Genomic DNA, 25,517 nt, shown 5'->3' on the forward strand with positions numbered 1-25,517 from the left:
CCGACGCGCCCCCAGGCCCCCCACCCCGACGTGACCCCGGCCCGACCGCAGTCCGGCCGGCTCGCGGCCTACCCTGAGGGGGTCACCCCGCAACCGGAGTCCGAGAAGCCGGAGAAGCCGCACGTATGAGTGCCACGAGCGAAACGCCCTATCCCTACGACGCGCCCGCCTCACAGGCGCTCTTCGACCGCGCCTCCGTCGTGACGCCGGGCGGGGTGAACTCGCCGGTGCGCGCCTTCCGTGCCGTCGGCGGTACGCCCCGCTTCATGGTGTCCGGCAAGGGGGCCTACCTCACCGACGCCGACGGGCGCGACTACGTCGACCTGGTCTGCTCCTGGGGGCCCATGATCCTCGGGCACTCGCACCCCGAGGTCATCGCCGCCGTGCAGGAGGCCGTCGCCCGGGGCACGTCCTTCGGCACGCCCGGTGAGGGGGAGGTCGCGCTCGCCGAGGAGATCGTCGCCCGGGTCGAGCCCGTGGAGCAGGTGCGGCTCGTCAGCAGCGGCACCGAGGCGACCATGTCCGCGATCCGGCTGGCCCGCGGGTTCACCCGGCGGTCCAAGGTGATCAAGTTCGCCGGCTGCTACCACGGGCACGTGGACTCGCTGCTCGCCGCGGCCGGCAGCGGGGTCGCCACCTTCGCGCTGCCCGACACGCCCGGTGTCACCGGCGCCCAGGCCGGCGACACGATCGTGCTGCCGTACAACGACCTGGAGGCCGTGCAGGAGGCGTTCCACCGGCACCCCGGTGAGATCGCGTGCGTGATCACGGAGGCCTCGCCGGGCAACATGGGCGTCGTGCCGCCGGACCCCGGGTTCAACCAGGGGCTGAGGGACGCCTGCCGGGAGAACGGCGCCCTCTTCATCTCCGACGAGGTCATGACCGGCTTCCGCACCAGCCGCGCCGGGTGGTACGGCGTGGAGGGCGTCAAGCCCGACCTCATGACCTTCGGCAAGGTCATGGGCGGCGGGTTCCCGGCCGCGGCGTTCGGCGGCCGTGCCGACGTGATGGCGCACCTCGCGCCCGCCGGGCCCGTGTACCAGGCCGGCACCCTGTCCGGGAACCCGGTCGCCACCGCCGCCGGGCTCGCCCAGCTGCGGCTGCTCGACGACGCCGCGTACGACAAGGTCGACGCCGTCTCGGAGCAGATCCGTGCGCTGGTCGGCGAGGCGCTGGCCAAGGAGGGTGTCGCGCACCGGGTGCAGACCGCCTCCAACATGTTCTCCGTGTTCTTCACGGACCGGAAGGTGCGCACCTACGAGGACGCCAAGCGGCAGGAGTCGTACCGCTACACCGCGTTCTTCCACTCGCTGCTGGCGAACGGCGTCTACCTGCCGCCGTCGTCCTTCGAGTCCTGGTTCGTGTCCACGGCCCACGACGAGCGGGCCATCCAGAGGATCGCCGACGCCCTTCCGGCGGCGGCCCGGGCGGCTGCGGAGGCCACGGCGGAATGAGCGGCACGGACAAGGACAAGGACATCACCGTCGTCCACCTGATGCGGCACGGCGAGGTCGAGAACCCGGACGGCATCCTGTACGGGCGGCTGCCCGGCTACCACCTGTCCGAGCTGGGCCGGCGGATGGCCGACCGGGTGGCCGAGCACCTGGCCTCGCGGGACGTCACCCATGTGTGCGCCTCCCCGCTGGAGCGGGCGCAGGAGACCGCCACCCCCATCGCCAAGGCGCACGGTCTGGACCTGGCCACCGACGAGCGGCTGATCGAGGCCGAGAACGTGTTCCAGGGCAAGACGTTCGGCGTCGGGGACGGCGCGCTGCGCAACCCGGACAACTGGAAGCACCTCGTCAACCCGTTCCGGCCGTCCTGGGGCGAGCCGTACGTGGACCAGGTCGTGCGGATGATGGGCGCGCTGAACGCGGCCAAGGACCAGGCGCGCGGGCACGAGGCGGTGCTGGTCAGCCATCAGCTGCCGATCTGGATCGTGCGGTCGTACGTCGAGCGGCGGCGGCTGTGGCACGATCCGCGCAAGCGGCAGTGCACGCTGGCCTCCCTGACGACCTTCACCTACCTCGGTGACAAGATCGTGTCCGTGGGGTACAGCGAGCCCGCCATCGATCTCGTCCCGGCCCACCTGCGGGCCGGCGCCAAGCCCCAGAAGGGCGGCGGCACGGCCCAGGGCAAGGCGTTCGGCGCCTGACCGGTCGTCACTGACGGTCCGTTTGGCGTGGCTTAGCGCATTCTTTCGATATCCGTCACGAAAATCACATAAACAAACGGAACCTCCCCGATCATCATTACCTCTGACTGGGTGTCGACCAGCAGGCGTAACGATCGGGGTTTTCCATGCGCAGCTCTTCCCGGACCTTCTCCCGGAGGGGAGTACTCGGCCTCGGCGCGGGCGCGGCGGCCGCCGCCTCGCTCGCCGGCTGCGGCGGTTCCACGTCCTCGGACGGCGCCGGGCGTCCGGACGGTTCCAGCACCCGGCAGGGGAGCAAGGGGGACGGGACGCGTCCGGCGCGGCCCATCGGCGACGGCTCCACGTCCTTCACCGGCGCGCAGCCGCACCAGCCGGCCAAGCCGGAGCCGCTGGAGCCGGGGCAGACCCCGCCCCAGTTCGTGGTCTTCTCCTGGGACGGCGCCGGCGAGGTCGGCAACGGCCTCTTCCCGCGCTTCCTGGACCTGGCCAAGGAGCACGGCGCGAGCATGACCTTCTTCCTCTCGGGGCTGTACCTGCTGCCCGAGTCGAAGAAGCGGCTCTACGACCCCCCGAACAACCCGCGCGGCGCCTCCGACATCGGCTACCTCACCGACGACCACATCAAGGCCACGCTGGAGAACGTGCGCCGGGCCTGGCTGGAGGGGCATGAGATCGGCACCCACTTCAACGGGCACTTCTGCGCCGGCACGGGCACCGTCGGCAACTGGACCCCGGAGCAGTGGGGGAGCGAGATCCAGCAGGCCAAGGCGTTCGTGAAGGAGTGGCGGACCAACACCGGCTGGACCGACCTGCCCTCGCTGCCGTTCGACTACGACAAGGAGCTGGCCGGCGGCCGTACGCCCTGTCTGCTGGGCCAGAACAACCTGCTGCCCAAGGCCCGGGAGCTGGGCTGGCGCTACGACGCCTCCTCGCCGGGCGGCCGCCAGGTGTGGCCGGACAAGCGCCTGGGCATATGGGACCTGCCCTTGCAGCAGATACCTTTCCCCGGACGTTCCTTCGAGGTCCTGTCCATGGACTACAACATGCTCGCCAACCAGTCGGTGAACTCGACCAAGGCGCCCGCGTACAACTACCCGGGATGGCGCAAGCAGTCGGCGCAGGCGTACATCCAGGGATTCCAGCGGGCGTACGAGACGAACCGGGCGCCGTTCTTCGTCGGCAACCACTTCGAGCAGTGGAACGGCGGCATCTACATGGACTCCGTCGAGGAGGCCTTCACGCACATCGCGCGGGAGAAGGAGAAGGGCGCCGACGTCCGGCTGGTCTCCTTCCGGCAGTTCGTGGACTGGATGGACGCGCAGAAGCCCGAGGTGCTCGCCAAGCTGCGCTCGCTGGGTGTCGGGCAGCAGCCCACCGGGGGCTGGAAGGAGTTCCTGCGCGCGACCGGTTCCGCCTCCTCCGACGCGGCCTGAGCGGGTCCCGGGCGGGGGCCGGGTGGTGTCCGGGTGGGGTCCGAGCGGGCCTTGAGGGGAAGGCCGCAGGGGCCCCTGACGGACCCGGGCGGGGGTCGGTGTCTGAAATGTCCCGTGTAAATACGCCCTGAAATGCGGTTTTCCGCCCGGCAGGGGGGTGCGCGAGATCCCCGGAACAGGCATGCGAAACTTTTCACATGAGTACCCGTAGCCGCGCCGTCCTGCTCACCGCTGTGGCCGCCGCCGCGGCCCTGTCCCTGTCCGCGTGCGGCAAGGGCGGCATCTCCGGCGGCGGTGGCGACACCCACTTCGTCACCGGCAGCAACGGCATCGACACCGTCCCGGCCGCCAAGCGCGCCGCGGCCCCGGACCTGTCGGGCAGGACCATCGACGGCAAGACCCTCGACGTCGCCGACTACAAGGGCCAGGTCGTCGTCGTCAACGTCTGGGGCTCCTGGTGCGGGCCGTGCCGCAGCGAGGCGCAGTACTTCGCCAAGGTCTCCAAGCAGTACGAGGGCAAGGGTGTCCAGTTCGTCGGCATCAACACCCGGGACTCCAGCACCACCCCCGCGGTCGCCTTCGAGAAGGAGCACGGCGTCGGGTACCCGAGCCTGTACGACCCCACGGGCAAGCTGATGCTCCGCTTCAAGAAGGGCACCCTCAACCCGCAGCTCGTCCCCTCCACGCTCGTCATCGACCGGCACGGCAAGGTCGCCGCGCGGGCCCTGGAGGCGCTCGACGACACCGGGCTGCTGGAGATGCTCAAGCCGGTCCTCGCGGAGAAGTGACGTGAGCGCACTGCTGACGCTGGCCGCGGAGACGGGCCGCAACCAGACGGTCCTGCACGGCGCTCTGCCGGTCGCCCTGCCGATCGCGCTGATCGCGGGGCTCGTCTCCTTCTTCTCGCCCTGTGTGCTGCCGCTGGTCCCCGGCTACCTCTCCTATGTGACCGGCGTCGCGGGCACCGACCTGGCCGAGGCCAGACGGGGGCGGATGGTCGCCGGGGCCTCCCTGTTCGTGCTCGGCTTCAGCGCCGTGTTCGTCTCCAGCGGGGCGCTCTTCGGCTACTTCGGCGCCAGCCTGGTCGACTACCAGTCCACCCTCACCCGGGTGCTCGGCGCGGTCATGATCGTCATGGGCGTGTTCTTCATGGGGCTGCTGCCCTGGTTCACCATGCGCGAGTTCCGCTTCCACAAGCGGCCGACGGGCGGCCTGCTCGGCGCGCCCCTGCTCGGCGCCCTCTTCGGCGTCGGCTGGACGCCCTGCATGGGCCCGACGCTCTCCTCGGTGAACATCCTCTCCATCAACGAGTCGAGCGCCGCGCGCGGCTCCCTGTTGATGGTCGTCTACTGCCTCGGCCTCGGCGTGCCCTTCGTCCTCACCGCGATCGGCTTCCGCAAGGCGCTCGGCGCCTTCGCCTGGGTCAAGCGCCACTATGTGTGGGTGATGCGCATCGGCGGCTCGATGATGATCGTGACCGGTGTGCTGCTGCTGACCGGTGCCTGGAGCGGCCTGATCCAGCAGATGCAGACCTGGTCCGACGGTTTCAATGTGGGGATCTGACCGATGAGCAAGACCGACACCGACAACAGCCGGGAGCAGGAGGAGCTGGGAGCCGCCGGTTCCCGGCTGTCCACCGCCCCGCAGGAGGAGCCGGTGAGCCTGCCGGGCCTCGGTGTCGTCGGCTGGGCGCGCTGGTGCTGGCGGCAGCTGACCTCCATGCGGGTCGCGCTGCTGCTGCTCCTGCTGCTCTCGCTCGGCGCGATCCCCGGCTCGCTGATCCCGCAGACCGGCGCGGACGCGAGCAAGGTCGAGGACTTCCGCGCGGCCCACCGGACGCTGGCACCCGTCTACGACAAGCTCGGGCTGTTCCACGTGTACAGCTCGGTGTGGTTCTCCGCGATCTACATCCTGCTGTTCGTCTCCCTCATCGGCTGCATCGTGCCCCGCACCTGGCAGTTCGTCGGCCAGTTGCGCGGCCGTCCGCCGGCCGCGCCCAAGCGGCTGACCCGGCTGCCCGCCTACACGACCTGGCGCACGGAGGCCGAGCCGGAGCAGGTCCGCGAGGCCGCGCTCGCGCTGCTGCGCAAGCGCCGCTTCCGGGCGCACGTCGCCGGTGACGCCGTCGCCGCCGAGAAGGGCTACCTGCGCGAGGTGGGCAACCTGGTCTTCCACGTCGCCCTGATCGTGCTGCTGGTCGCCTTCGCCTCCGGCCAGCTGTACAAGTCGGACGGCACCAAGCTGATGGTGGAGGGCGACGGCTTCTCCAACGCGCTGCCGATGTACGACGACTTCAAGTCCGGCACCCTGTTCCGGACGGACGACCTGGTCCCGTTCAGCTTCGACCTCAAGGACTTCAGGGGCACCTACGAGGTCAGCGGCCCGAACCGGGGCACCCCGCGCACCTATGAGGCGAAGATCCGCTACAGCGAGGGCGCCTACGGCAAGGAGAAGCCGACCACCATCAAGGTCAACGAGCCGCTGAAGATCGGCGACTCCAAGGTCTACCTGGTCAGCCACGGCTACGCGCCCGTCGTCACGGTCCGGGACGGCAAGGGCGCGGTCGTCTACCACGACGCCGTACCGCTGCTGCCGCTCGACGGCAACGTCAGCTCCAACGGCGTGGTCAAGGTGATGGACGGCTACCGGGACGCGAAGGGCCGCAAGGACCAGCTCGGCTTCCAGGCGTTCTTCGTGCCGACGTTCGACCCGAAGAGCGGCACGATGCTCTCGCAGTTCCCGGCGCTGGTGAACCCGCTGCTGGCGGTGAACGCCTACCACGGCGACCTGGGTGTGAACTCGGGCATCCCGCAGAGCGTGTACCAGCTCGACAAGAAGCACATGAAGGCGTTCAAGGACGCCAAGGGCCAGCTGCTGAAGAAGCTGCTGAAGCCGGGCGACACCATGACGCTGCCGGACGGCGCCGGATCGATCACCTTCGAGAAGGACGTCAAGGAGTGGGCCGGCTTCGAGATCGTCCAGGAGCCGGGCAGCGGCTGGGCGCTGGCCGGCGCCCTCGCCGCGATCTTCGGCCTGGCCGCCTCCCTGTTCATCCAGCGCCGCCGCGTGTGGGTGCGCGCGGTGCGCGGTGCCGACGGCGTCACGGTGGTCGAGATGGCCGGTCTCGGCCGCAGCGAGTCCGCGAAGGTCCCCGAGGAACTGGGCGACCTCGCCGGCCACCTCTACGACCAGGCGCCGGGGGCCCCCGACCCCGGCGACACACCCGCAGCAACCCCCGACCCTCAAGCCGTACCTGCCGAAGGGGCTGAGAAGTGACTCTCGCCGCCGCCACCAACGAACATCTCGCGAGCATCAGCAACACGCTGATCTACTCGTCGATGGCCGTCTACACCCTGGCCTTCTTCGCCTACATCGCCGAGTGGCTGTTCGGCAGCCGCAGCAAGGTCGCCCGCACGGCCGCCGCGCTCACGGCCGACACCGGCTCCGCCGCGGCCCCCGCCGTCACGGTGCGGCAGGCCGGCGGCACCGCCGTGCTGGAGCGGCCCAAGGTCGTCGTCCGCTCGGCGGCCGGCGCGCGGGACGTGCCGGACGGCCCCGGCGCGCACGGCGGCGACGAGCAGGGCGACCTGTACGGGCGGATCGCCGTCTCCCTCACCGTGCTCGCCTTCCTGGTGGAGCTGGGCGGTGTCATCGCCCGCGCGGCCTCCGTGGAGCGGGCGCCGTGGGGCAACATGTACGAGTTCAACATCACCTTCTCCACGGTCGCCGTCGGCGTGTACCTCGTGCTGCTGGCGCTGAGGAAGAACGTGCGCTGGCTCGGGCTGTTCCTCACCACGACCGTGCTGCTGGACCTGGGTCTCGCGGTCACCGTGCTGTACACGGCCAGCGACCAGCTGGTGCCGGCGCTGCACTCGTACTGGCTGTACATCCACGTCTCCACCGCGATCTTCTGCGGCGCGGTGTTCTACGTCGGCGCGGTCACCACGATCCTGTACCTGTTCAAGGACGCCTACGAGAACAAGCTCCAGAGCGGCGGCCGGCCGGGCGGGTTCGCGACCTCGGTGCTGGAGCGGCTGCCCGCCTCGGCGTCCCTGGACAAGTTCTCCTACCGGGTCAACGCCGCCGTCTTCCCGCTGTGGACGTTCACGATCATCGCGGGCGCGATCTGGGCGGGCGACGCCTGGGGCCGGTACTGGAACTGGGACCCGAAGGAGACCTGGTCCTTCATCACCTGGGTCGCCTACGCCGGCTACCTGCACGCGCGGGCCACGGCCGGCTGGAAGGGCCGCAAGGCCGCCTACCTGGCGCTGATCGCGTTCGCCTGCTGGCTGTTCAACTACTACGGCGTCAACATCTTCGTCACCGGCAAGCACTCCTACGCGGGCGTGTGAGCGCCGGCCGGGTGCGCGCGCCCGGCCCCGGGGTCAGGCTGGTGTCATGAGCGGTTCCATCGCACAGGGCACCAGCCAGACCCACGGGAACACGCACATCCTGCACTTCACGGTGCGGCTCCCGCGGCGGATGGAGGAGGTCTGGCCCGCGGTGTCCACGCCCGGCGGGCTGGCGGCCTGGTTCACCGCCGCCGAGGTGCTCGAACCCCGGCTCGGCGGTGCGGTCAGCCTGCGCGGGCTGGGCGGCGGCGAGGTCACCGCGTGGGACGTGGACCGGGTCGCCGAGTACACGCTGGAGGACGGCGGCCGCATCCGGTTCCACCTGGAGCGGGACGGGGAGGACGGCAGCGCGCTCCGCTTCACGCACGAGTTCCAGGGCGAGGAGGAGTCGGAGCAGCGCTGGCGGGACAGGTTCGAGCGCCTGATCGAGCACTTGGCACAGCCCCGCTAGACCCGGCCGGGCCCGAATCCGATGGGGCCCGGACCCGGCAGGGCTCCGTGTGCCCGGTGGCCGTCCGGCGCCGGGCTCAGGAGACGGCGGACAGGCTGCCGTGGGCCACCGAGGCGATCCGGTCGCGCAGCCGCTCCGCGTACAGCCGCATGGTCTTCGCGGCCACGTCCGTGTCCGGGTAGCGGCTCGCCAGCCACAGCCCCTCGGGCAGCCGGTTCACCCACACGCACACCTGGTCCCCGTACGACACCCGCAGCAGTCCGTACGCCTTCAGCTCCGCCCACCGCCCGGCACCAGGCAGGGCGCGCGTGTCGACGTAGGAGACGATCGAGTACAGGTCCGGCGAGGACGGCCGGAAGTCGGCGCCGAGCAGGTCCAGCACCCGCGGCAGCGGCATCCGGGCCAGCGTCCGGTTCGCCCGCAGCTCCGCCCGTACCGCGCGCAGCGCCTCCGGGAAGCCGTGCAGGCGGTCCACGGGCACCTCGACGGGGGCGCCGCCCACGTACCAGCCCACCGACTCGGCCCACCGCGACTTCACCCGGGTGTGGAAGGGCACCACCGTCCGGTACACCGGCCGCCCGCCCAGCTCGTGCACGATGAGCGCGGTCGCCGCCAGCACCCCGGCCAGGCTGCCGCCGTAGGGCCGGCAGTACGCCTCGAACGCCGCCGCCGCGTCCGCGTCCGCCAGCGGCTCGCACAGCATCCGCTGCCGGGGCAGCGGGCCGTCCGGCTCCAGGCCCAGGTCGACGGGGAAGTTCGGCAGCGTGCCGTCGCAGCGGCGGATGAAGTCCCGCCAGCGGTCGACGACCGCGTGCCGGCCGTCGATGCCGTCGGCGTGGGCCCGCTCCAGCCGGCAGAAGTCGACGTAACTGGCGGGCGGCTCACCGGCGGCGGGTGCGGTCTGGGCCGGGTCCGCCGCGTACAGGTCGTGGATCTCGGCGGGGATGCGCTGCACGGAGTAGGCGTCGACGTTGCTGTGGTCGAAGGCGAGGTACACGCTCGCGCCGTCGTCCCGGACGACCGCCGCGTAGATGAGGTTCGGCCAGCGCAGCGCGTCCGCGACCGTGTCGAAGCGGTCCTGGAGGTGCCGTACGAGGGTGTCGGCGTCGGCGAAGTGCCCCGCCTCCTCCCGGCGCAGCGACACGTCGGCCGCGTCCAGCGTGAACCGGCGCAGCTCGTCACCGGCCCACCGGAAGCCGCTGCGCAGCGTCTCGTGCCGTACGGTCCAGGCGCGCAGGGCCCGCTCCAGCGCGTCCAGGTCGACCGGGCCGGGCAGGTCGAAGGCGGCGCCGAGCCAGGTCGGCACGAACAGCCCGTCCTCCCGGACGGACCGGGCGGTCCGGATGTGCGACTCCTGGATGTAGGCGGGTGGCCGGGAATCCTCGGGGAGCGCCGTCGCCGCCGCCACGGTCGCCGGGCTCAGCGTCCATTCGACGAGCCGCCCCGGCCGGACCTCGCAGCGCTGGATGTCAGTGATTCGCACGCCTCTCCCATCGCAGGAGGGGCCCGGACGCGGGCCCCCTGACAAGGCAATGCCGTGGGACGCGGCCGGGACATGCCCGTCCGGTTCATTTCAACGGAACGGGTGGCAGGCCGAACGCGGAAGTGATTGACCGACGGTGACCGGCCGGGAGCCCCCGGACCCCCGCCGGGAACCCCTCAGCGCCGTCCGGGGCCGCCCGGACCGGGGGTGGGCGCGTGGACAAAGCGGGACGTCGGCGATACTGGGGCGCATGGCTTACGACGATCTTCGCTCCCTGCTCCGGGCGCTGGAGCGAGAGGGAGACCTCAAGCGCATCAAGGCCGAGGTCGACCCGTACCTGGAGGTCGGGGAGATCGTCGACCGGGTGCAGAAGTCCGGCGGTCCGGCGCTGCTCTTCGAGAACGTGCGCGGCTCCGACATGCCCCTCGCCATGAACGTGTTCGGCACCGACCGCCGGCTGCTGAAGGCGCTGGGCCTGAAGTCGTACGGCGAGATCTCCGAGAAGATCGGCGGTCTGCTGCGGCCGGAGCTGCCGCACGGCTTCGTCGGGGTGCGGGAGGCGTTCGGGAAGCTGGGCGCGATGACCCACGTCCCGCCGAGGAAGGTCAAGGAGGCGCCGGCGCAGGAGGTCGTCCTGCACGGCGACGACGTCGACCTGGACCGGCTCCCGGCCCTCTTCACCTGGCCGCAGGACGGCGGTTCCTTCTTCAACCTGGGCCTGACCCACACCAAGGATCCCGAGACCGGCGTCCGCAACCTGGGCCTGTACCGCCTCCAGCGCCACGACCGGCGCACGATCGGCATGCACTGGCAGATCCACAAGGACAGCCGGAACCACTACCAGGTGGCGGCGCGCAGGGGCGAGCGCCTGCCGGTCGCCATCGCCTTCGGCTGCCCGCCGGCCGTCACCTACGCCTCCACCGCCCCGCTGCCCGGTGACATCGACGAGTACCTCTTCGCCGGGTTCCTCGCAGGCAAGCGGATCGAGATGATCGACTGCAAGACGGTCCCGCTCCAGGTGCCGGCCAACGCCGAGGTCGTCCTGGAGGGCTGGCTGGAGCCCGGCGAGATGCTCCCCGAGGGCCCCTTCGGCGACCACACCGGCTTCTACACCCCGCAGGAGCCCTTCCCGGCGCTGAGGATCGACTGCGTCACCATGCGCAGGCGCCCGCTGCTCCAGTCGATCGTGGTCGGCCGCCCGCCGACCGAGGACGGTCCGCTCGGCCGCGCCACGGAACGCTTCTTCCTGCCCCTGCTGAAGATCATCGTCCCGGACATCGTGGACTACCACCTGCCCGAGGCCGGCGGCTTCCACAACTGCGCGATCGTCTCGATCGACAAGAAGTACCCGAAGCACGCCCAGAAGGTGATGCACGCGATCTGGGGGGCGCACATGATGTCCCTCACCAAGCTGATCGTGGTCGTGGACTCCGACTGCGATGTGCACGATCTGCACGAGGTGGCCTGGCGGGCCCTCGGCAACACCGACTACGGCCGTGACCTGACGGTCGTCGAAGGCCCCGTCGACCACCTCGACCACGCCTCCTACCAGCAGTTCTGGGGTGGCAAGGCGGGCATCGACGCCACGAGGAAGTGGCCCGAGGAGGGTTACACCCGGGACGGGGGCTGGCCGGAGATGGTCCTCTCCGACCCCGATACGGCGGCCCTGGTGGACCGCCGCTGGAAGGAGTACGGACTGTGAGTTCCGCGTCCGCCGCCATCCCCCAGCCAGGACGCACCAAGGCGTTCCTGCGCCTGGTGATGATCGAGCACTCGGTCTTCGCGCTGCCCTTCGCCTACATCGCCGCGCTGACGGCGATGTACGAGTGGGACGGGAACATCCACTGGGGCCGGCTGCTGCTGGTCACCGTCTGCATGGTCGGCCTGCGCACGTTCGCGATGGCGGTCAACCGGATCATCGACCGCGAGATCGACGCCCGCAACCCGCGCACGGCCCACCGCGAGCTGGTGACCGGCGCGATGTCGGTGCGGCACGCCTGGACCGGCGCCCTGGTCGCCCTGGTGGTCTTCCTCGGCGCGGCGGCCCTGCTGAACCCGCTCTGCCTGGCCCTGGCGCCGGTCGCGGTGATCCCGATGGTGGTCTACCCCTACGGGAAGCGGTTCACCAACTTCCCGCAGGCCATCCTGGGGCTCGCCCAGGCCATGGGGCCGATCGGCGGCTGGCTGGCGATCAGCGGCGAGTGGTCCTGGACGGCGGTGATCCTCGGTCTCGCCGTCGGCATCTGGATCGGCGGCTTCGACCTGATCTACGCCTGCCAGGACGTGGAGACCGACCGGGAGATCGGCGTGATGTCGGTGCCGGCCCGGTTCGGCATCCCGGCCGCGATCTGGGGCGCGCGCGCCTGTCACACCGTGACCACGGCGCTGTTCGTCTGGTATGCCCTGGCCACCCATGCCGGCGCGTTCTTCTGGCTGGGCCTGCTGATCGTCGCGGGTGCCTTCGTCTACGAGCACCGCATCGTCCGCCCCCATGACCTGTCCCGGCTGAACCGGGCCTTCTTCAGCGTCAACGGCTTCATCGGCATTGCCCTGTTCGTGTGTGCCCTGCTGGACCTCCTGGTCCGGGGTCTGACCGTCTGACCGGTCGGGGTCCGACCGTCCGACGGCGGGCCCCACGCCCCCTCCGGGCCTGAGTACGGTCCACCCCGCCGGTACGCTCAAGGTGTGAACGCAGGAGAAACGCAGCGCGTACCTTGGATCGTGGGGGTGTCCGGAGCTTCCGGCACGCCGTACGCGGCTGCCGTGCTGCGGGCGCTGCTCGCGGCCGGGGAGGCGGTGGACCTGGTGGTCAGCCGGGCCTCGCGGCTGACGCTGCTGGACGAGACGGGCATCTCGTTCCGGGACGCCCACTGGCAGGACGACCTGGGCCGGTGGCTGGCCCTGGGCGCCGACGGCAAGCCCGGCACCTTCGACGTGGACGTCAGCGGGGTGCGGTACTGGAGCGCGGGCGATCTCGCGGCCGGCCCGTCCTCGGGGTCGTACCCGGCGAAGGGGATGCTGATCGTGCCCGCCTCCACCGCCTGTGTGGCCGGTGTGGCGCTCGGCCTGTCCAAGGACCTGCTCCAGCGCACGGCGAGCGTCACGCTGAAGGAGCGCCGCACGCTGGTCGTGGCCGTCCGGGAGACCCCGTTGAACGGGCAGACGCTGCGGCACCTTCTCGCGCTGGACGACGCCGGCGCCTCGGTCGTGCCGGCCTCCCCGGCCTTCTACGCGGGCGCCACCCACATCCAGGACCTGGTGGACTTCGTCGCCGGCCGGGTGCTGGACGCGGCGGGGGTCGGGCACGGCCTGTACCGGCGCTGGCGGGGCGAGCTGGGCGGCGGCACGGCGGACCCGCGGGACACGTAGCAGTACCTCTCATCACCCCAGGGACTCCCGGAACTCCGGGAATTCCGGGGGCTCCAGGGACTTCAGGAACTTTCACCGGAAGGCTTCGATCGCATGGACGCGGTGGACAGGCAGCTCATCCAGGCACTGAGGGAGAACGGCCGGGCCTCGTACGCGGAGCTGGGGCGCCTTGTCGGCCTGTCGGGCCCCAGTGTGACGGACCGCATCAACCGGCTGGAGGCGGCCGGTGTCATCACCGGGTACCGCGCGACGGTGGACGCGGCCTCCCTCGGCCTCGGTGTCACCGCGCTGATCGGCATCTCGCTGTCCGACGCGGCCGACCACGAGGACGTCGCGCAGCGGCTGCGCGACCTGTCGGAGATCGAGGACTGCTGGTTCATCGCCGGCGACGACTCGTTCATGCTCAAGGTGCGCTCCAGTGACGTGGACGGTCTGGAGAAGACCATCCGCCGGCTCAGCGGCACCAAGGGCGTCTCCCGGACCCGTACCACGATCGTGCTCTCCACGAAGTGGGAGAACCGGGTCGGGGAGCTGCCCGAAGAGGTCTAGGGATACCGTTGGTCGGGCTGTCGTAGAAAGGTGTTGGCATGGATCTCGGGCTCAAGCGCGAGCTGGAGGAGAAGGTCCGCTCCGGTGAGCGGCTGACCCGCGAGGACGGCATCGCCCTCTACGAGTCGGACGATCTGGCGTGGCTGGGCGGTCTCGCCCACGAGGTGCGGACCCGCAAGAACGGTGACGTGGTCCACTTCAACGTCAACCGTCACCTCAACATGACGAACGTGTGCACCGCGTCGTGCGCCTACTGCTCGTTCCAGCGCAAGCCGGGCGAGAAGGACGCGTACACGATGCGCATCGAGGAGGCCGTCAAGCTCGCCAAGGCGATGGAGTCGGAGAACCTCACCGAGCTGCACATCGTCAACGGCCTGCACCCGAACCTGCCGTGGCGCTACTACCCGCGCTCGCTCAGGGAGCTGAAGAAGGCCCTGCCGCACGTCTCCCTGAAGGCGTTCACGGCGACGGAGATCCACCACTTCGAGACGATCTCCGGTCTGACCGCCTCCGAGATCCTGGACGAGCTGATCGACGCTGGCCTGGAGTCGCTGACCGGCGGCGGCGCGGAGATCTTCGACTGGGAGGTCCGCCGGCACATCGTGGACCACCGGACCCACTGGGAGGACTGGTCCCGCATCCACCGCCTGGCGCACGAGAAGGGTCTGAAGACCCCGTGCACCATGCTGTACGGCCACATCGAGGAGCCCCGCCACCGGGTGGACCACGTCCTGCGGCTGCGCGAGCTCCAGGACGAGACGAACGGCTTCCAGGTCTTCATCCCGCTGCGCTACCAGCACGACTTCGTGGACGTGAAGGACGGCAAGGTCCGCAACACGCTCCAGGCGCGCACGCGGATGGCGACCGGCGCGGAGGCGCTGAAGACCTTCGCCGTCTCCCGTCTGCTCTTCGACAACGTGCCGCACGTGAAGGTCTTCTGGGTGATGCACGGCGTGCAGACCGCCCAGCTCGCCCTCCAGCACGGCGCGGACGACATGGACGGCTCGGTCGTCGAGTACAAGATCACGCACGACGCGGACAACTACGGCACGCCGAACAAGCTGACCCGTGAGGACCTGCTGGAACTGATCCGTGACGCGGGCTTCCGCCCGGTGGAGCGCAACACGCGCTACGAGATCATCCGCGAGTACGAGGGCGCCGACCCGGGCCGCCGCGACCTGCCCCAGCCGATGCGGGTCTGAGTCCGCGTCCGACGACGGTCCGAGACGGCCCCTCCCCGCTCAGGCGGGGAGGGGCCGTTCCGTTCCCCGGACCCCCGGGCGGGGCAGGTGCCGGTAATGGATACACTGCCCCCGTGCCTCTTACCTTCACCCTGGACCCCGCCATCACCCCGGCGCTGCGCGACTCCGTCCTCGATCTGTGGACGGACGTCTCGAACGCGGACGGCGCCGTCGGCTTCGTGCCCCCGGTGAGCCGTGCCGAGGTGCGCCCGGAACTGGTGCGGCACTTCGTGCAGATGGCCGAGGGCCGCACCCGGCTGCTGGTCGGGCACGACGAGGACGGGCGGCTGGCCGCGGCCGCCTTCCTCACCCGCAACACCCACCGGCTGATGACCCACTGGGTGTGGCTCTACACGGTGATGGTCCACCCGGACCTCCAGGGCCGGGGGTACGGCCGTGAGCTGCTGGCCGCCGCCGCGGACGCGGCCCGCGGGATGGACGGTGTCGAGGCGGTCCGGCTGACCTGCCGGGGCGGACACGGCCTGGAGCGGTTCTACGCCTCCTGCGGCTACAAGGAGGTCGGCCGCGTCCCGGACGCCATCCGGGTCGCGCCCGGCGACGACCGCGACGAGGTCGTCATGCTGCTGCCGCTCGGCTGACCCCCGTGCACGGCCGCCCGGCGGTCGTGCTTCACTGGACGATGACCCCTTTTGGAATCGGACGAGTGGATTGAGATGCTCCGCTACACGCTGATGCGCCTCGGTATCTTCGCGGGCTGCCTCGTGGTCGTCTGGGCTGCCGTCTACTCGGGCGCCTTCCCGCGCGGCTTCGGCGACTCCAACCTCCTCTGGGTGCTGCTGCTCTCCCTGGTCCTGTCGGCGCCGATCAGCTGGGTGGTGCTGCGCAAGGAGCGCGACCGGGCCTCGGTGCGGATCGTGCAGCGGGTCGACCGGATGAAGGCCAACCTGGATGCCAACCGCAGCCAGGAGGACGTGGTCGACGAGGCGTCGCGCGCCTAGGGGCGCGGCGTCCGGCGGGTCGGGCCCCGGGAGCCAATTACCCTTGCCCCATGGGTGCCGTCAAGACCAAACGGATGCCGAGGGCGGTGCGGGAGCAGCAGATGCTCGACGCCGCCGTGCGGATCTTCGGGCAGCGCGGGTACATGGCCGCCTCGATGGACGAGATCGCCGAACTCGCGGGCGTCTCCAAGCCGTTGGTCTACCTGTACCTGAACTCCAAGGAAGACCTCTTCACCGCCTGCATCCGCCGTGAGGCCGCCGCGCTGACGGCGGCCGTCCGCGCGGGCGTCGGGCAGGGGCTGCCCGCCGACCGGCGGCTGTGGACGGGCCTGCGGGCGTTCTTCGCGCACACCGCCGAGCACCCGGACGGCTGGTCGGTGCTGCACCTCCAAGCGCGTACGCACGGGGAGCCCTTCGTCTCCGAGGCCGCCGCGATGCGTGCGGAGATCGTCGCGTTCGTCACCCGGCTGGTCGCGGTGGCGGCCCGGGAGGCGCACCGCGATCCCGGTCTGCCCGAGCGCGAGGTGGCCGGGCTCGCCGAGGCCCTGGTCGGCGCGGCGGAGTCGCTCGCCACCTGGGCCAACGCCACCCCGGGGGTCACCGCCCGGCAGGCGGCGGCCACCCTGATGGACTTCGCCTGGTCGGGCCTGGGCAGCCTGATGTCCGGGCGGACGTGGACCCCGCCGGCCGAGGACGAGACCCCCTAGCGACTCCGGACGTTCGAGCGACTCCCGGCGTTCAGCGCTTCCGGTAGTGCGCGCGCAGGTCGTCCATCACCTGGTCGATCTCCGCGCGTGCCTTCTTCAGGGGGGCGTCGACGCCCTCGACGGGGCGTGCCCCGAGGAGGTAGATCCCGACGTCGTAGCGGCCGATCGCGCCGTGCGCCTCGTACCGGCCGGTGCTCAGCGAGTAGGACGAGCAGTAGTCCCGCTTCGCCGAGTAGAGCGTGTGCCGCCGGGAGTCGGTGCGGGCGCGTGTGCAGTCGTCCTGCCGCGACTTCTCGGCGGCCTCGGCGTCGGCGGCGGCGATGACCTCCAGTGCGAACGGCTCGAACTCGCCGCTCTTGCTCTTCGCGGCCACCCAGCACTGGCCCCGGCCGTCCCGGTGCCAGGTGGAGATGACCTTGGCGGTCGCTCCCTCGGGCAGCCTCACGTCCACGCTGTCGGCGGACACCCGCCCCTCGCACTTGCGGCCCAGTTCCTTCTCCAGCGCGCTCGGCCCGTCGCTCCCGCCGCACGCGGCAAGCGCTCCCAGCAGTACCGCCGTCAGTACGGCGGTCGGCGTCCCCGTCGGCACACGTCTCGTCACGCCAGGCAGCGTACGGCTCCTGGGGCGGGTCAACTCTGGTTTTGCGCGAGGAAGTTGCGCACGGGCAGCGGTCGTACCTCGCCGGACAGGTGGAGTCCGCCGTCCGGGCCCCGCAGCGCGAAGCGCCCGTCGCCGTCCGCGCCGTACGCGACCGTGCCCGGCAGCGGCACGGGCGCCCGGAAGCGGGCCCGCACCTCGGCCGCGTCCGGGGTCCCGTGGGCGGCCAGGCACCGGGCGACGGTCCACATGCCGTGCGCGACGGCCCGGGGGAAGCCGAACAGCCGGGCGGTGAGCGGGTGCAGGTGGATCGGGTTGCGGTCCCCGGAGGCGGCGCCGTACCGCCGCCCGACGTCCGCGCCGATCGCCCACTCGGCGACGACGGGCATCACCGGGTCGCCGTCGGCGCCCCCGGTGCCGTCGTCCGGGGTGCGGGGTGAAGCCGCGTGCCGGTCGCCGTCCGGCCGGCCGGGGGCCGTGCCGTGCCGGGCCAGGTATGTGCTGCGGGAGGACCACACCAGCCCGCCGTCCCGCCGCAGCGCGGTCGCCACCGTCGCCTCGGTGCCCCGCCGGTGCGCGGTCAGCCCCTCGATCCACACGGACAGGTCGTACTCCCCGTCGGCCCGCAGCGCGGCGGCCCGCTCGATCGAGAGCGACGTGTGCACCAGGCCCAGTAGCGGCAGCGGGAAGTCCCGGCGGCTCATCAGCCGCATGGCGAGCGGGAATCCGAGGACGTGCGGGTAGGTGACCGGGAGGTCCGGCTCCCCGGTCGGGAAGCCGCAGACCCGTTCGTACGCGGCGAGCCGCGCGAGGTCGATCCGCAGGCCCGGCAGCAGCAGCCGGGTGCGCGGGAACCCGGCGCCCGGGGCCGGTCGTTTGAAGGGGGACCGCAGCGCGCCCCGGAGCAGCAGCGGCCCCAGCGCGGGCGACGAGTTCAGCTGGCGGTCGGCCATGGGCAACGCTCCCGCGCGACTCGGTGACTCGGTCCGAAGTCCTTACTCTTGAGTAATGTTACTGGAGGTAAGAGCATGGGGCGCAACGGGTGACGGCGATCGCGCCACCTCCGGTCCGGTATGCCCCGGACGAAGGTGAGCATCCCTCACATAACCCGCGATGCTGCACACCCCCGGCCCCGGATCATTCCCGAACCCGCACAACCCCCGCACAGCGGAGCCGTACCATCTCCTGCCTGACCAGCGGTAACCCCTCTCCGCCGGGGCCCGCCGCCGGTGCCCGAACGCCAGAGGAGCCGCACCCGTGTCCACGTCCTACCCGAACACCCCCCTCTCCTCCGGCGTCCCCGTCTTCGCCACCGACTACGAAGGCCGGCCGGTCCTGGTGGAACCCGAGGTCCGGCGGCTGGACGGCGCGGTGCGCGAGGTGGCGGTGCCACCGTTCGCACCCCCGGTCACCCGCGGCTCCCTCGCCGACCTGCCGTACCAGAACGCCGAGAAGGACCCCGAAGCGGTGGTCCTCAGCCGCAAGCTGTCCGGCGGGCGCTGGACCGACGTCACGGCCGCCCGGTTCGCCGCCGAGGTGCAGGCGGTGGCCAAGGGCCTGATCGCCGAGGGCCTGGTGCCCGGCGACCGGATCGCCGTCATGGCCCGCACCACCTACGACTGGACCCTGCTCGACTTCGCCGCCTGGGCGGCCGGCCTGGTCACCGTCCCGGTCTACCCGACCTCCTCCGTCTTCCAGACCCGCTGGATCCTGCACGACAGCGGCGCGGTCGCCCTGGTCACCGAGACCGCCGCCCAGGCCGCCGCCATCGGCCCCGAACTCCCGCACCTGCCCGACGTGCGCCACGTCTGGGTGATGGAGAAGGAGCACGTGGCCCGGCTCGCCGACGCGGGCGTCGCGATACCGGACGCCGAGGTGGGCGTACGCCGGGGCATGCTCGGCCCCGACACCCTCGCCACCCTGATCTACACCTCCGGCACCACCGGCCGCCCCAAGGGCTGCGCCCTGTCGCACGGCAACTTCTTCGCCGAGGTCGACAACGCGATCGAACTCCTCCACCCGGTCTTCAAGGCGCGCGACGAACGGCCGTCGGTCCTGCTCTTCCTGCCCATGTCGCACGTCTTCGGCCGGATGGTGGCCATCGCCTGCGTCCGCGCCCGGGTCCGCCTCGGCCACGCGCCGAGCCTGGCGGCGGACGACCTGCTGCCGGACCTGGCCGGCTTCCAGCCGACCGCGCTGCTCACCATCCCGTACATGCTGGAGAAGGTCTACAACACCGCGCGCGCCAGGTCGGAGGCGGGCGGCCGGTCGTCGGTCTTCGACCGGGCGGCGGCCGTGGCCCAGCGCTACGGCGAGGCGACGGAGGCCCACCAGACCGGCACCGGCAGCGGCCCGAGCCGCGCCCTGAAGACCCAGCGCGCCCTCTACGACCCGCTGGTCTACCGGCGCATCCGCGCCGCCATGGGAGGCCGCGTCCGGTACGTCATCTGCGGCGGCTCCCCGCTCGGCCGCCGCCTCGCCGCGTTCTACGCGGGCGCGGGCATCGAGATCTTCGAGGGCTACGGCCTCACGGAGACCACCGGTGCCTCCACGGTCACCCCGCCCCTCAGACCCCGGCTGGGCACGGTCGGCTGGCCGCTGCCCGGCACCCGGGTGCGGATCGCGGCGGACGGCGAGATCCTCGTCGCCGGGGACCACGTGCTGCGCGGCTACTGGGACCCGGCGGCGGGCGGCGTCGTCCCCGCCACCCGCGACGGCTGGCTGTCCACCGGCGACCTCGGCGAACTGGACGAAGACGGCTATCTGACCATCACCGGCCGCAAGAAGGAACTGCTGATCACGGCGGGCGGCAAGTCGGTGGCCCCGGCCCCGCTGGAGAACTGGCTGCGCCAGCACCCGCTGATCTCCCAGGTGATGCTGGTGGGCGACGGCCGTCCGTACGTCTCCGCGCTCATCACCCTGGACCTCGCCGGCACCACCCACTGGCGCCGGATGATCGGCAAGCACCCGGTGCCGCCGGAGCTGCTGACCGACGACCCCGAGCTGACGGAGGTCCTCCAGCGGGCGCTGGACGAGGCCAACAAGCTGGTCTCCCGCCCCGAATCCATCCGCAGGTTCGTCGTGCTGCCGGTCGACTTCACGGAGGCGGCGGGCCACCTCACCCCGTCGATGAAGCTCCGCCGCGAGCACATCCTGCGCGACTTCGCGGAGCAGGTGGAGAGCCTGTACGAGCGGTAGCGGGCGGCGGTCCGCCGCCGGGCCGCGCGCTCAGCCCTCCGGCTCGGGCGCCCGCGAACCACCGGCCGGCTGCCGCGAGTCGAGCGGCAGCTCCGCCCAGACCGTCTTGCCGACGTCCCGCTCGGAGACGCCCCAGAGCTTCGCGAGCGCCCGCACGATCACGAGGCCGCGCCCGCGCTCGTCCTCCGGCCGCCCGTCGGGGAACCGTGGCGCGCGGTCGCCGCGGGCGTCGCTGACCTCGATGCGCAGGGTGTCCTCCGCCGGCAGCAGCCGCAGCCGCAACTCGAAGTCCCGTCCCGGGACGCGACCGTGGGTGACGGCGTTGGCGGCGAGTTCGGCCACGACCAGCTGGGCGCTCTGGCTGAAATCGCCGTCGAGCGGATAACCCCAGGTGGCGAGCGTGGTTCCGGTGAGCCGCCGGGCCAGACGGGCACCGCGCGGAGTGGCACTCAGCCGTTGGACGAGTGCGGCGGGTGAAGTCGTGGGGGTGGAGATTTCTACGTTCACATCACCGAGCGTGGCCACTTCTCTCTACTCTGACCAGGGACGACGCGGCGACTGTCCGTAGTCGTACGCGTGCGGAACGTCTGTGTGCGGGTGTCGGAGGTGGTGTGATGGAGGAGCGGCGGCCGGAGACTCCGGCGGAGCTGAACGGCGCGGCGACGGTCTTCGTCGTGCTGGGCAAGCAGCTGAGGCTGCTGAGGGAGAAAGCGGGGCTCAACCAGCGGGAGTTCGGCGTCCTGGTCGGGTACGGCCCGGATCAGATCTCGGCGATGGAGAGGGGCGTACGGACACCGCGGCCGGAGTTCCTGCGCAAGGCGGACGAGATCTTCGGTGCGGACGGGCTGTTCATCGAGGTCATCCCCCAGGTGGAGGAGGCGATGTCGCGGGCGCGGACACGGCATCCGGAGTGGTACCGGAGCTATGCGTCGATGGAGGCGGAGGCGGTGGAGCTGCACCACTACTCCAACCACGCCGTACAGGGCCTGTTGCAGACCGAGTCGTACGCGCGGGCGGTGTTCGCCAAACGACGTCCGTTCCTCAGCGAGGAGACGATCGAGAAGCGAGTGGCCGATCGTCTCTCGCGACAGCAGGTGTTCGAGCGCCTGCCGCCCCCTGTCGCCAGCTACGTGCTCGAAGAGGTGGTGCTCGACCGGCCGATCGGCGGGCCGCGCGTGCACGCCGAGCAACTGCGCCGTCTGCTGGAGGTCGGCAGTATGACGAACGTCGAGATGCAGGTGATGCCGACGCGGACGGAGGAACACCCCAGTCTGGACAGTGCGTTCAACCTGTTGGTGCCCAAGGGGCAGACGCAGGTGGCGTACATCGAGGCGCAAAGCTTTCCCCGGCTCATCACGGACCGGGAGGAGGTTCGAAAGATCGCCGACCGCTATGGGACCATGCGCGCCATGGCACTCAGCCCCATTGAGACCCGGTCTCTGATCAAGCAGAAGCTGGAGAAGCGATGAGCACCGAGGACATGGCTTGGTTCAAGTCCAGTTACAGCAGCGGTGAGGGAGGCGACTGCGTCGAACTCGCCTACAACTGGCGCAAGTCCAGTTACAGCAGTGGCGAGGGTGGCGAGTGCGTCGAGGTCGCCGCCCACCCCGCCGCGATCCACGTCCGGGACTCCAAGCGGCCCGCCGCCGCTCACTTCACCGTGGCGCCCGCCGCCTGGTCAGCCTTTCTTCTGGGCGAGAAGAGGCTGGAGAAGCGATGAGCACCGGGGACCTGGCTTGGTTCAAGTCCAGTCACAGCGGCGGTGAAGGTGGTGACTGCGTCGAACTCGCCTATCACTGGCGTAAGTCCAGCCACAGTGGCGGCGAGGGTGGCGAGTGCGTCGAGGTCGCTGCCCACCCCGCCGCGATCCACGTCCGGGACTCCAAGCGGCCCGCCGCCGCTCACTTCACCGTGGCGCCCGGCGCCTGGTCGGCCTTTCTTCTGGGCGAGAAGAAGCTGGAGAAGCGATGAGCACCGAGGACCTGGCTTGGTTCAAGTCCAGTCACAGCGATGGTGAAGGCGGCGATTGCGTCGAACTCGCCTACCACTGGCGTAAGTCCAGCTACAGCGACGGCGAGGGCGGCGAGTGCGTCGAGGTCGCCGCCCACCCCGCCGCGATCCACGTCCGGGACTCCAAGCAGCCCGCCGCCGCTCACTTCACCGTGGCGCCCGCCGCCTGGTCGGCCTTTCTTCTGGGGAGGGACCCTAGCGGGCCCCGGCGACCGGCCCTTTAGGCTGCTTCCCTCGGCCAACGCATCACATCGGGGGAGTGCAGGGGCGATGAACCAGGCGTCGGAGGTCTTCCAGCCGCTCCAGGCCGACGACCCGCCCGTGGTGGCCGGTTACCGGCTGGCGGCCCGGCTCGGCGCGGGCGGCATGGGCCGGGTCTATCTGTCGCACACCCAGGGCGGCCGTCCCGTCGCGCTCAAGGTCGTACGGCCGGAACTGGCGGACGACCCGGACTTCCGGCGGCGGTTCCGGCGGGAGATCACGGCGGCCCGGCGGGTCCGGGGCGCGTACACGGCCGAGCTGATCGACGCGGACGCGGACGGCGTGCCGCCGTGGCTGGCGACGCTGTACGTGCCCGGGCCGTCCCTGACGGACGCGGTGGTCCGGCGCGGGCCGCTGCCGGTGCCCGCCGTGTTGTGGCTGATGGCGGGGGTGGCCGAGGCGTTGCAGGCGATCCACACCGAGGGGATCGTGCACCGGGATCTGAAGCCGTCGAACGTGCTGCTGGCCGCCGACGGCCCACGGGTGATCGACTTCGGGATCGCGCTGGCCGCCGACGGGACGTCGTACACGGCGACCGGCGGCACCATAGGCACGCCCGCGTTCATGGCCCCGGAGCAGGCGTCCGGGGACGAGGTGACGGCGGCGACCGACGTCTTCGCGCTCGGGCAGACGGCCGCGTTCGCGGCACTCGGCAGACCGCTGTACGGCGAGGGCTCGGCCTTGAACGTGCTGTACCGGATCGTGCACACCGCACCCGACCTGTCCCTGCTGCCCGAGCCGCTGCGTCCGCTGCTCGCCCGGTGCCTGGCCGCCGACCCGGCAGAGCGGGCCACCCCGGCGGAGGTCGTGGAGTGGTGCCGGCGGCGGCTGGGCGCGGACGCCGACGCGGGCGGGGGACCGGCCGTGTGGCGGGAGATCACCGGACCGGAGGCCGTGGTCCCGGCACCGGTGCCCGACCCGACTCCCGTGGTCCCGCAGCCCCTGATCGGGTACCCCGGGCCCACGGCCGGGTGGCCGCAGCCGACGGCGGAGCAGCGCAGGGCGCGCAGACGGCGCACCGCGCTGGTCTCGGCGGCCGGTGTGGCGGGCGGCGCGCTGCTGGTGGCGGCCGGGGCCTGGTGGGTCATGGACACGTCCGGCGGGGCCGCCGGCCGGGCCGCGGCCGGTTCCGGGACGTCCGCGACAGGGCCGGCAGCCGACCGGTCGTCGGCGTCGGACTCGTCGGACTCCTCCGGCTCCTCGGCCCCGGGGTCCGGTGCCGCCGCGCCGGGAGCGGAGCGGTCCCCCTCGGCGACGCCGACGCGGCCACGGGCCGACGTGTACGCCCCTCTGACGGTGGACGCGCGGAACCCGCTGAGCATCGAGGACCCGTGGGGCAAGCCCAGGAACGGCAAGGGCGACATCCGCTTCGGTTGCGAGTCCGTCGGCTGCGAGCTGAAGAGCGACGCGAGCGCGTTCGTCCAGATCATGGGCGGGCACGGCACGACGCTGGACGAGTGCCGTCTGATGCTCGGGAGCGGCAAGTACCACACGTGGAAACTGGCCGCGGCGGCGGCCGGCAGCGAGATCTGCATCAAGCACCCGTCGGGCGACATCGCGCTGTTCGTGATCCAGACCAAGTCGACCGCGCTGCCCGACCTTGCCTTCGTCCAGGGAGACCTGACGGTCTGGCGGAACGCGGTCTGACCCTTCGCGTCACCCGTTCCCCGTCACATCGGACGATCCAGGGAGGTGGTGAAGGCCGGCTCCGCCGCCGGGCAGCCGGTGGCGCAGGCCCAGAGCCGGAACGGCAGCCCCCGGTGCCGTACCTCGCCCAGCACCCGCCCGCTGGTGCCGAGCGGGCGGGCGCACAGGGCGCATTCGATCGCCATCTGCTGGCGGGGCCGGAGCACGGCCACGTCGGGGAGGGGCCGGCACGAAGGGACGGCGGACTCCGCCGGTCTCAAACCGCCCTCGCCCGGTCCGGCGGGCCACCGGCCGACGGCACACCGTGCCTCGCCCCGCCGACGGGGGGCTCCGCGGCCTGCATCCGGTGCCGGGGCAGCGACCTCCGGGGCGGCCTGGTGAGGGTGATCTGGCGCACCACCTGCTGGAAACAGGCCAGGGAGGCGAAACTCGGCAGGGCCGCGGCGGCGGTGTCGATCATATTTCTCGGCGCCTGCGCGACGCACAGCGTCATGGCGATGGCCGAGAAGATCAGCAGTACCGACCAGGAATGGAAGGCCCGGCGCTGGTGCAACGATGCCCGCAGAATGGAGAGCGACGCCACCAGCCAGGGACCGAACACCAGAAGGGGCCACCAGGAGACCGCGCCGGTGTGCGCGCGTGATGCCGCGATGAATCGCAGCGGGTCATAGGCGATCAGTCCGCCGAAGATGCTGACGGCGGAGGCGATGACGGTCACTATTGCCGCGGACGAATAGCTGGCGACACGAATCATGTTCGTATGCCGCCGGGTTCGGACTTTGCGATGTCCCCGGTGAGCCGCCTGCATCGGGGGAAGCTCCGCGGTGATTTCCACCAGGGCGTCGCGATGACTGTCGCCGTCCGGCGCCGCGGGCGGCTCCTCGTCGTGCGCGGCCGGGACCCTCGGCTGCTGCTCGACGGCGTCGCGCAGCATGAAGGCCAGCTCTTCCGCGGGGTCCCAGGCCGAGTCCGGCGGGATGAGGGGCGGGTAGCGGAAGGCGTCGGCGGGCGCCCGGTGGCGCTCCTCGCCGTCCTGCCGGACGCCGGGGTACTCGATGGGGGGATCTGGGTAATATCCCAGGTAATCGGGATGCATGACCGGTC

28 protein-coding genes are annotated in these 25,517 nt (G+C 71.4%); 22 read left to right on the forward strand and 6 right to left on the reverse strand.

Translation table 11 applies throughout. The features are described 5' to 3' along the window. The first annotated feature begins 125 nt into the window (after positions 1-125). The 8 genes from hemL (at position 126) to IF37_RS0116860 (ending at position 8,391) form a co-directional block, all read left to right on the forward strand. Entirely contained in the window at positions 126-1,454 is a 1,329-nt protein-coding gene (gene hemL, locus IF37_RS0116825; RefSeq protein ID WP_030742841.1) for a glutamate-1-semialdehyde 2,1-aminomutase, read from the forward strand. Next, positions 1,451-2,155, forward strand: coding sequence for a histidine phosphatase family protein (locus IF37_RS0116830; protein ID WP_030742843.1), 705 nt, complete (start codon positions 1,451-1,453; stop codon positions 2,153-2,155). Before hemL ends, IF37_RS0116830 begins: the two co-directional genes overlap by 4 nt. 146 nt (positions 2,156-2,301) lie before the next feature. Further along, the gene (locus tag IF37_RS0116835; protein WP_030742846.1) at positions 2,302-3,588 is read left to right on the forward strand and encodes a hypothetical protein; all 1,287 of its coding nucleotides are present in this window, start codon (positions 2,302-2,304) and stop codon (positions 3,586-3,588) included. Positions 3,589-3,785: 197 nt separating this feature from the next. Then, complete coding sequence (locus IF37_RS0116840; protein WP_173456867.1) at positions 3,786-4,376, forward strand: TlpA disulfide reductase family protein; 591 nt, start codon at positions 3,786-3,788, stop codon at positions 4,374-4,376. 1 nt (position 4,377) lies between these two features. Next, positions 4,378-5,151, forward strand: a complete 774-nt coding sequence (locus tag IF37_RS0116845) for a cytochrome c biogenesis CcdA family protein (protein WP_030742851.1) — start codon at positions 4,378-4,380, stop codon at positions 5,149-5,151. Between the two features lie 3 nt (positions 5,152-5,154). Next, a complete protein-coding gene (locus tag IF37_RS0116850) occupies positions 5,155-6,864 on the forward strand; it encodes a cytochrome c biogenesis protein ResB (protein WP_030742854.1) in 1,710 nt (569 codons plus the stop codon). After that, positions 6,861-7,940: a c-type cytochrome biogenesis protein CcsB gene (gene ccsB / locus IF37_RS0116855; protein ID WP_030742856.1), complete on the forward strand. Its 1,080-nt coding sequence runs from the start codon at positions 6,861-6,863 to the stop codon at positions 7,938-7,940. Before IF37_RS0116850 ends, ccsB begins: the two co-directional genes overlap by 4 nt. Before the next feature lie 46 nt (positions 7,941-7,986). After that, positions 7,987-8,391, forward strand: a complete 405-nt coding sequence (locus IF37_RS0116860; RefSeq protein ID WP_030742858.1) for an SRPBCC domain-containing protein — start codon at positions 7,987-7,989, stop codon at positions 8,389-8,391. Between the two features lie 76 nt (positions 8,392-8,467). Here IF37_RS0116860 and IF37_RS0116865 read toward each other — a convergent pair whose 3' ends face one another. After that, positions 8,468-9,874, reverse strand: coding sequence for a condensation domain-containing protein (locus IF37_RS0116865; RefSeq protein ID WP_030742861.1), 1,407 nt, complete (start codon positions 9,872-9,874; stop codon positions 8,468-8,470). A 250-nt stretch (positions 9,875-10,124) separates the two neighbouring features. Here IF37_RS0116865 and IF37_RS0116870 point away from each other — a divergent pair, with 250 nt between their 5' ends. The 8 genes from IF37_RS0116870 (at position 10,125) to IF37_RS0116910 (ending at position 16,699) form a co-directional block, all read left to right on the forward strand. Then, positions 10,125-11,576 carry a menaquinone biosynthesis decarboxylase gene (locus IF37_RS0116870; protein ID WP_030742862.1) on the forward strand — a complete coding sequence of 484 codons (1,452 nt, stop codon included), beginning with the start codon at positions 10,125-10,127 and terminating at the stop codon, positions 11,574-11,576. Next, positions 11,573-12,475 (forward strand): menaquinone biosynthesis prenyltransferase MqnP, encoded by a 903-nt coding sequence (mqnP, locus tag IF37_RS0116875; protein ID WP_030742865.1) that lies wholly within the window; start codon positions 11,573-11,575, stop codon positions 12,473-12,475. The genes IF37_RS0116870 and mqnP overlap by 4 nt, the downstream gene beginning before the upstream one ends. Before the next feature lie 84 nt (positions 12,476-12,559). Beyond that, positions 12,560-13,243, forward strand: coding sequence for a UbiX family flavin prenyltransferase (locus IF37_RS0116880; RefSeq protein WP_037856661.1), 684 nt, complete (start codon positions 12,560-12,562; stop codon positions 13,241-13,243). A gap of 93 nt (positions 13,244-13,336) precedes the next feature. Further along, positions 13,337-13,792: an Lrp/AsnC family transcriptional regulator gene (locus IF37_RS0116890; protein WP_030742870.1), complete on the forward strand. Its 456-nt coding sequence runs from the start codon at positions 13,337-13,339 to the stop codon at positions 13,790-13,792. Between the two features lie 38 nt (positions 13,793-13,830). After that, positions 13,831-14,994, forward strand: a complete 1,164-nt coding sequence (gene mqnE, locus IF37_RS0116895) for an aminofutalosine synthase MqnE (RefSeq protein ID WP_030742873.1) — start codon at positions 13,831-13,833, stop codon at positions 14,992-14,994. A 113-nt stretch (positions 14,995-15,107) separates the two neighbouring features. Then, a complete protein-coding gene (locus IF37_RS0116900) occupies positions 15,108-15,632 on the forward strand; it encodes a GNAT family N-acetyltransferase (protein WP_030742876.1) in 525 nt (174 codons plus the stop codon). 75 nt (positions 15,633-15,707) lie between these two features. Further along, positions 15,708-15,992 (forward strand): DUF4229 domain-containing protein, encoded by a 285-nt coding sequence (locus IF37_RS0116905; RefSeq protein WP_030742878.1) that lies wholly within the window; start codon positions 15,708-15,710, stop codon positions 15,990-15,992. Positions 15,993-16,042: 50 nt separating this feature from the next. Then, entirely contained in the window at positions 16,043-16,699 is a 657-nt protein-coding gene (locus tag IF37_RS0116910) for a TetR/AcrR family transcriptional regulator (RefSeq protein WP_030742881.1), read from the forward strand. A 31-nt stretch (positions 16,700-16,730) separates the two neighbouring features. Here IF37_RS0116910 and IF37_RS0116915 read toward each other — a convergent pair whose 3' ends face one another. Continuing rightward, complete coding sequence (locus IF37_RS0116915) at positions 16,731-17,300, reverse strand: hypothetical protein (RefSeq protein WP_158727349.1); 570 nt, start codon at positions 17,298-17,300, stop codon at positions 16,731-16,733. Positions 17,301-17,329: 29 nt separating this feature from the next. Continuing rightward, positions 17,330-18,250, reverse strand: a complete 921-nt coding sequence (locus tag IF37_RS0116920; RefSeq protein ID WP_030742887.1) for a MaoC/PaaZ C-terminal domain-containing protein — start codon at positions 18,248-18,250, stop codon at positions 17,330-17,332. A gap of 304 nt (positions 18,251-18,554) precedes the next feature. Between IF37_RS0116920 and IF37_RS0116925 the strand changes: the two genes are divergently transcribed. Further along, positions 18,555-20,495 (forward strand): long-chain fatty acid--CoA ligase, encoded by a 1,941-nt coding sequence (locus tag IF37_RS0116925; protein ID WP_030742890.1) that lies wholly within the window; start codon positions 18,555-18,557, stop codon positions 20,493-20,495. 30 nt (positions 20,496-20,525) lie between these two features. Here the strand turns inward: IF37_RS0116925 and IF37_RS0116930 are convergent, their stop codons facing one another. Next, positions 20,526-21,002, reverse strand: a complete 477-nt coding sequence (locus IF37_RS0116930) for an ATP-binding protein (RefSeq protein WP_173456869.1) — start codon at positions 21,000-21,002, stop codon at positions 20,526-20,528. Positions 21,003-21,109: 107 nt separating this feature from the next. On the opposite strand from IF37_RS0116930, the gene IF37_RS0116935 reads away from it, so the two are divergent. The 5 genes from IF37_RS0116935 to IF37_RS0116955 are packed head-to-tail and all read left to right on the forward strand — an operon-like array spanning position 21,110 to position 24,413. Beyond that, a complete protein-coding gene (locus IF37_RS0116935) occupies positions 21,110-21,964 on the forward strand; it encodes a helix-turn-helix transcriptional regulator (protein WP_030742894.1) in 855 nt (284 codons plus the stop codon). Further along, positions 21,961-22,215 (forward strand): DUF397 domain-containing protein, encoded by a 255-nt coding sequence (locus IF37_RS0116940; protein ID WP_030742897.1) that lies wholly within the window; start codon positions 21,961-21,963, stop codon positions 22,213-22,215. The genes IF37_RS0116935 and IF37_RS0116940 overlap by 4 nt, the downstream gene beginning before the upstream one ends. Next, positions 22,212-22,466, forward strand: a complete 255-nt coding sequence (locus IF37_RS0116945) for a DUF397 domain-containing protein (protein WP_030742899.1) — start codon at positions 22,212-22,214, stop codon at positions 22,464-22,466. Before IF37_RS0116940 ends, IF37_RS0116945 begins: the two co-directional genes overlap by 4 nt. Further along, positions 22,463-22,729, forward strand: a complete 267-nt coding sequence (locus IF37_RS0116950; protein WP_037856662.1) for a DUF397 domain-containing protein — start codon at positions 22,463-22,465, stop codon at positions 22,727-22,729. Before IF37_RS0116945 ends, IF37_RS0116950 begins: the two co-directional genes overlap by 4 nt. 46 nt (positions 22,730-22,775) lie before the next feature. Then, positions 22,776-24,413 carry a serine/threonine-protein kinase gene (locus IF37_RS0116955; protein ID WP_030742905.1) on the forward strand — a complete coding sequence of 546 codons (1,638 nt, stop codon included), beginning with the start codon at positions 22,776-22,778 and terminating at the stop codon, positions 24,411-24,413. A 23-nt stretch (positions 24,414-24,436) separates the two neighbouring features. Here the strand turns inward: IF37_RS0116955 and IF37_RS0116960 are convergent, their stop codons facing one another. Continuing rightward, entirely contained in the window at positions 24,437-24,625 is a 189-nt protein-coding gene (locus IF37_RS0116960; RefSeq protein ID WP_030742907.1) for a hypothetical protein, read from the reverse strand. 44 nt (positions 24,626-24,669) lie between these two features. Continuing rightward, on the reverse strand, positions 24,670-25,509 hold the full coding sequence (locus tag IF37_RS39470; RefSeq protein WP_052845222.1) for a hypothetical protein: 840 nt from the start codon (positions 25,507-25,509) through the stop codon (positions 24,670-24,672). Positions 25,510-25,517 lie beyond the last annotated feature (8 nt).

The sequence above is a fragment of the Streptomyces sp. NRRL S-31 genome (genome assembly GCF_000718775.1).
Taxonomy (GTDB): Bacteria; Actinomycetota; Actinomycetes; order Streptomycetales; family Streptomycetaceae; genus Streptomyces.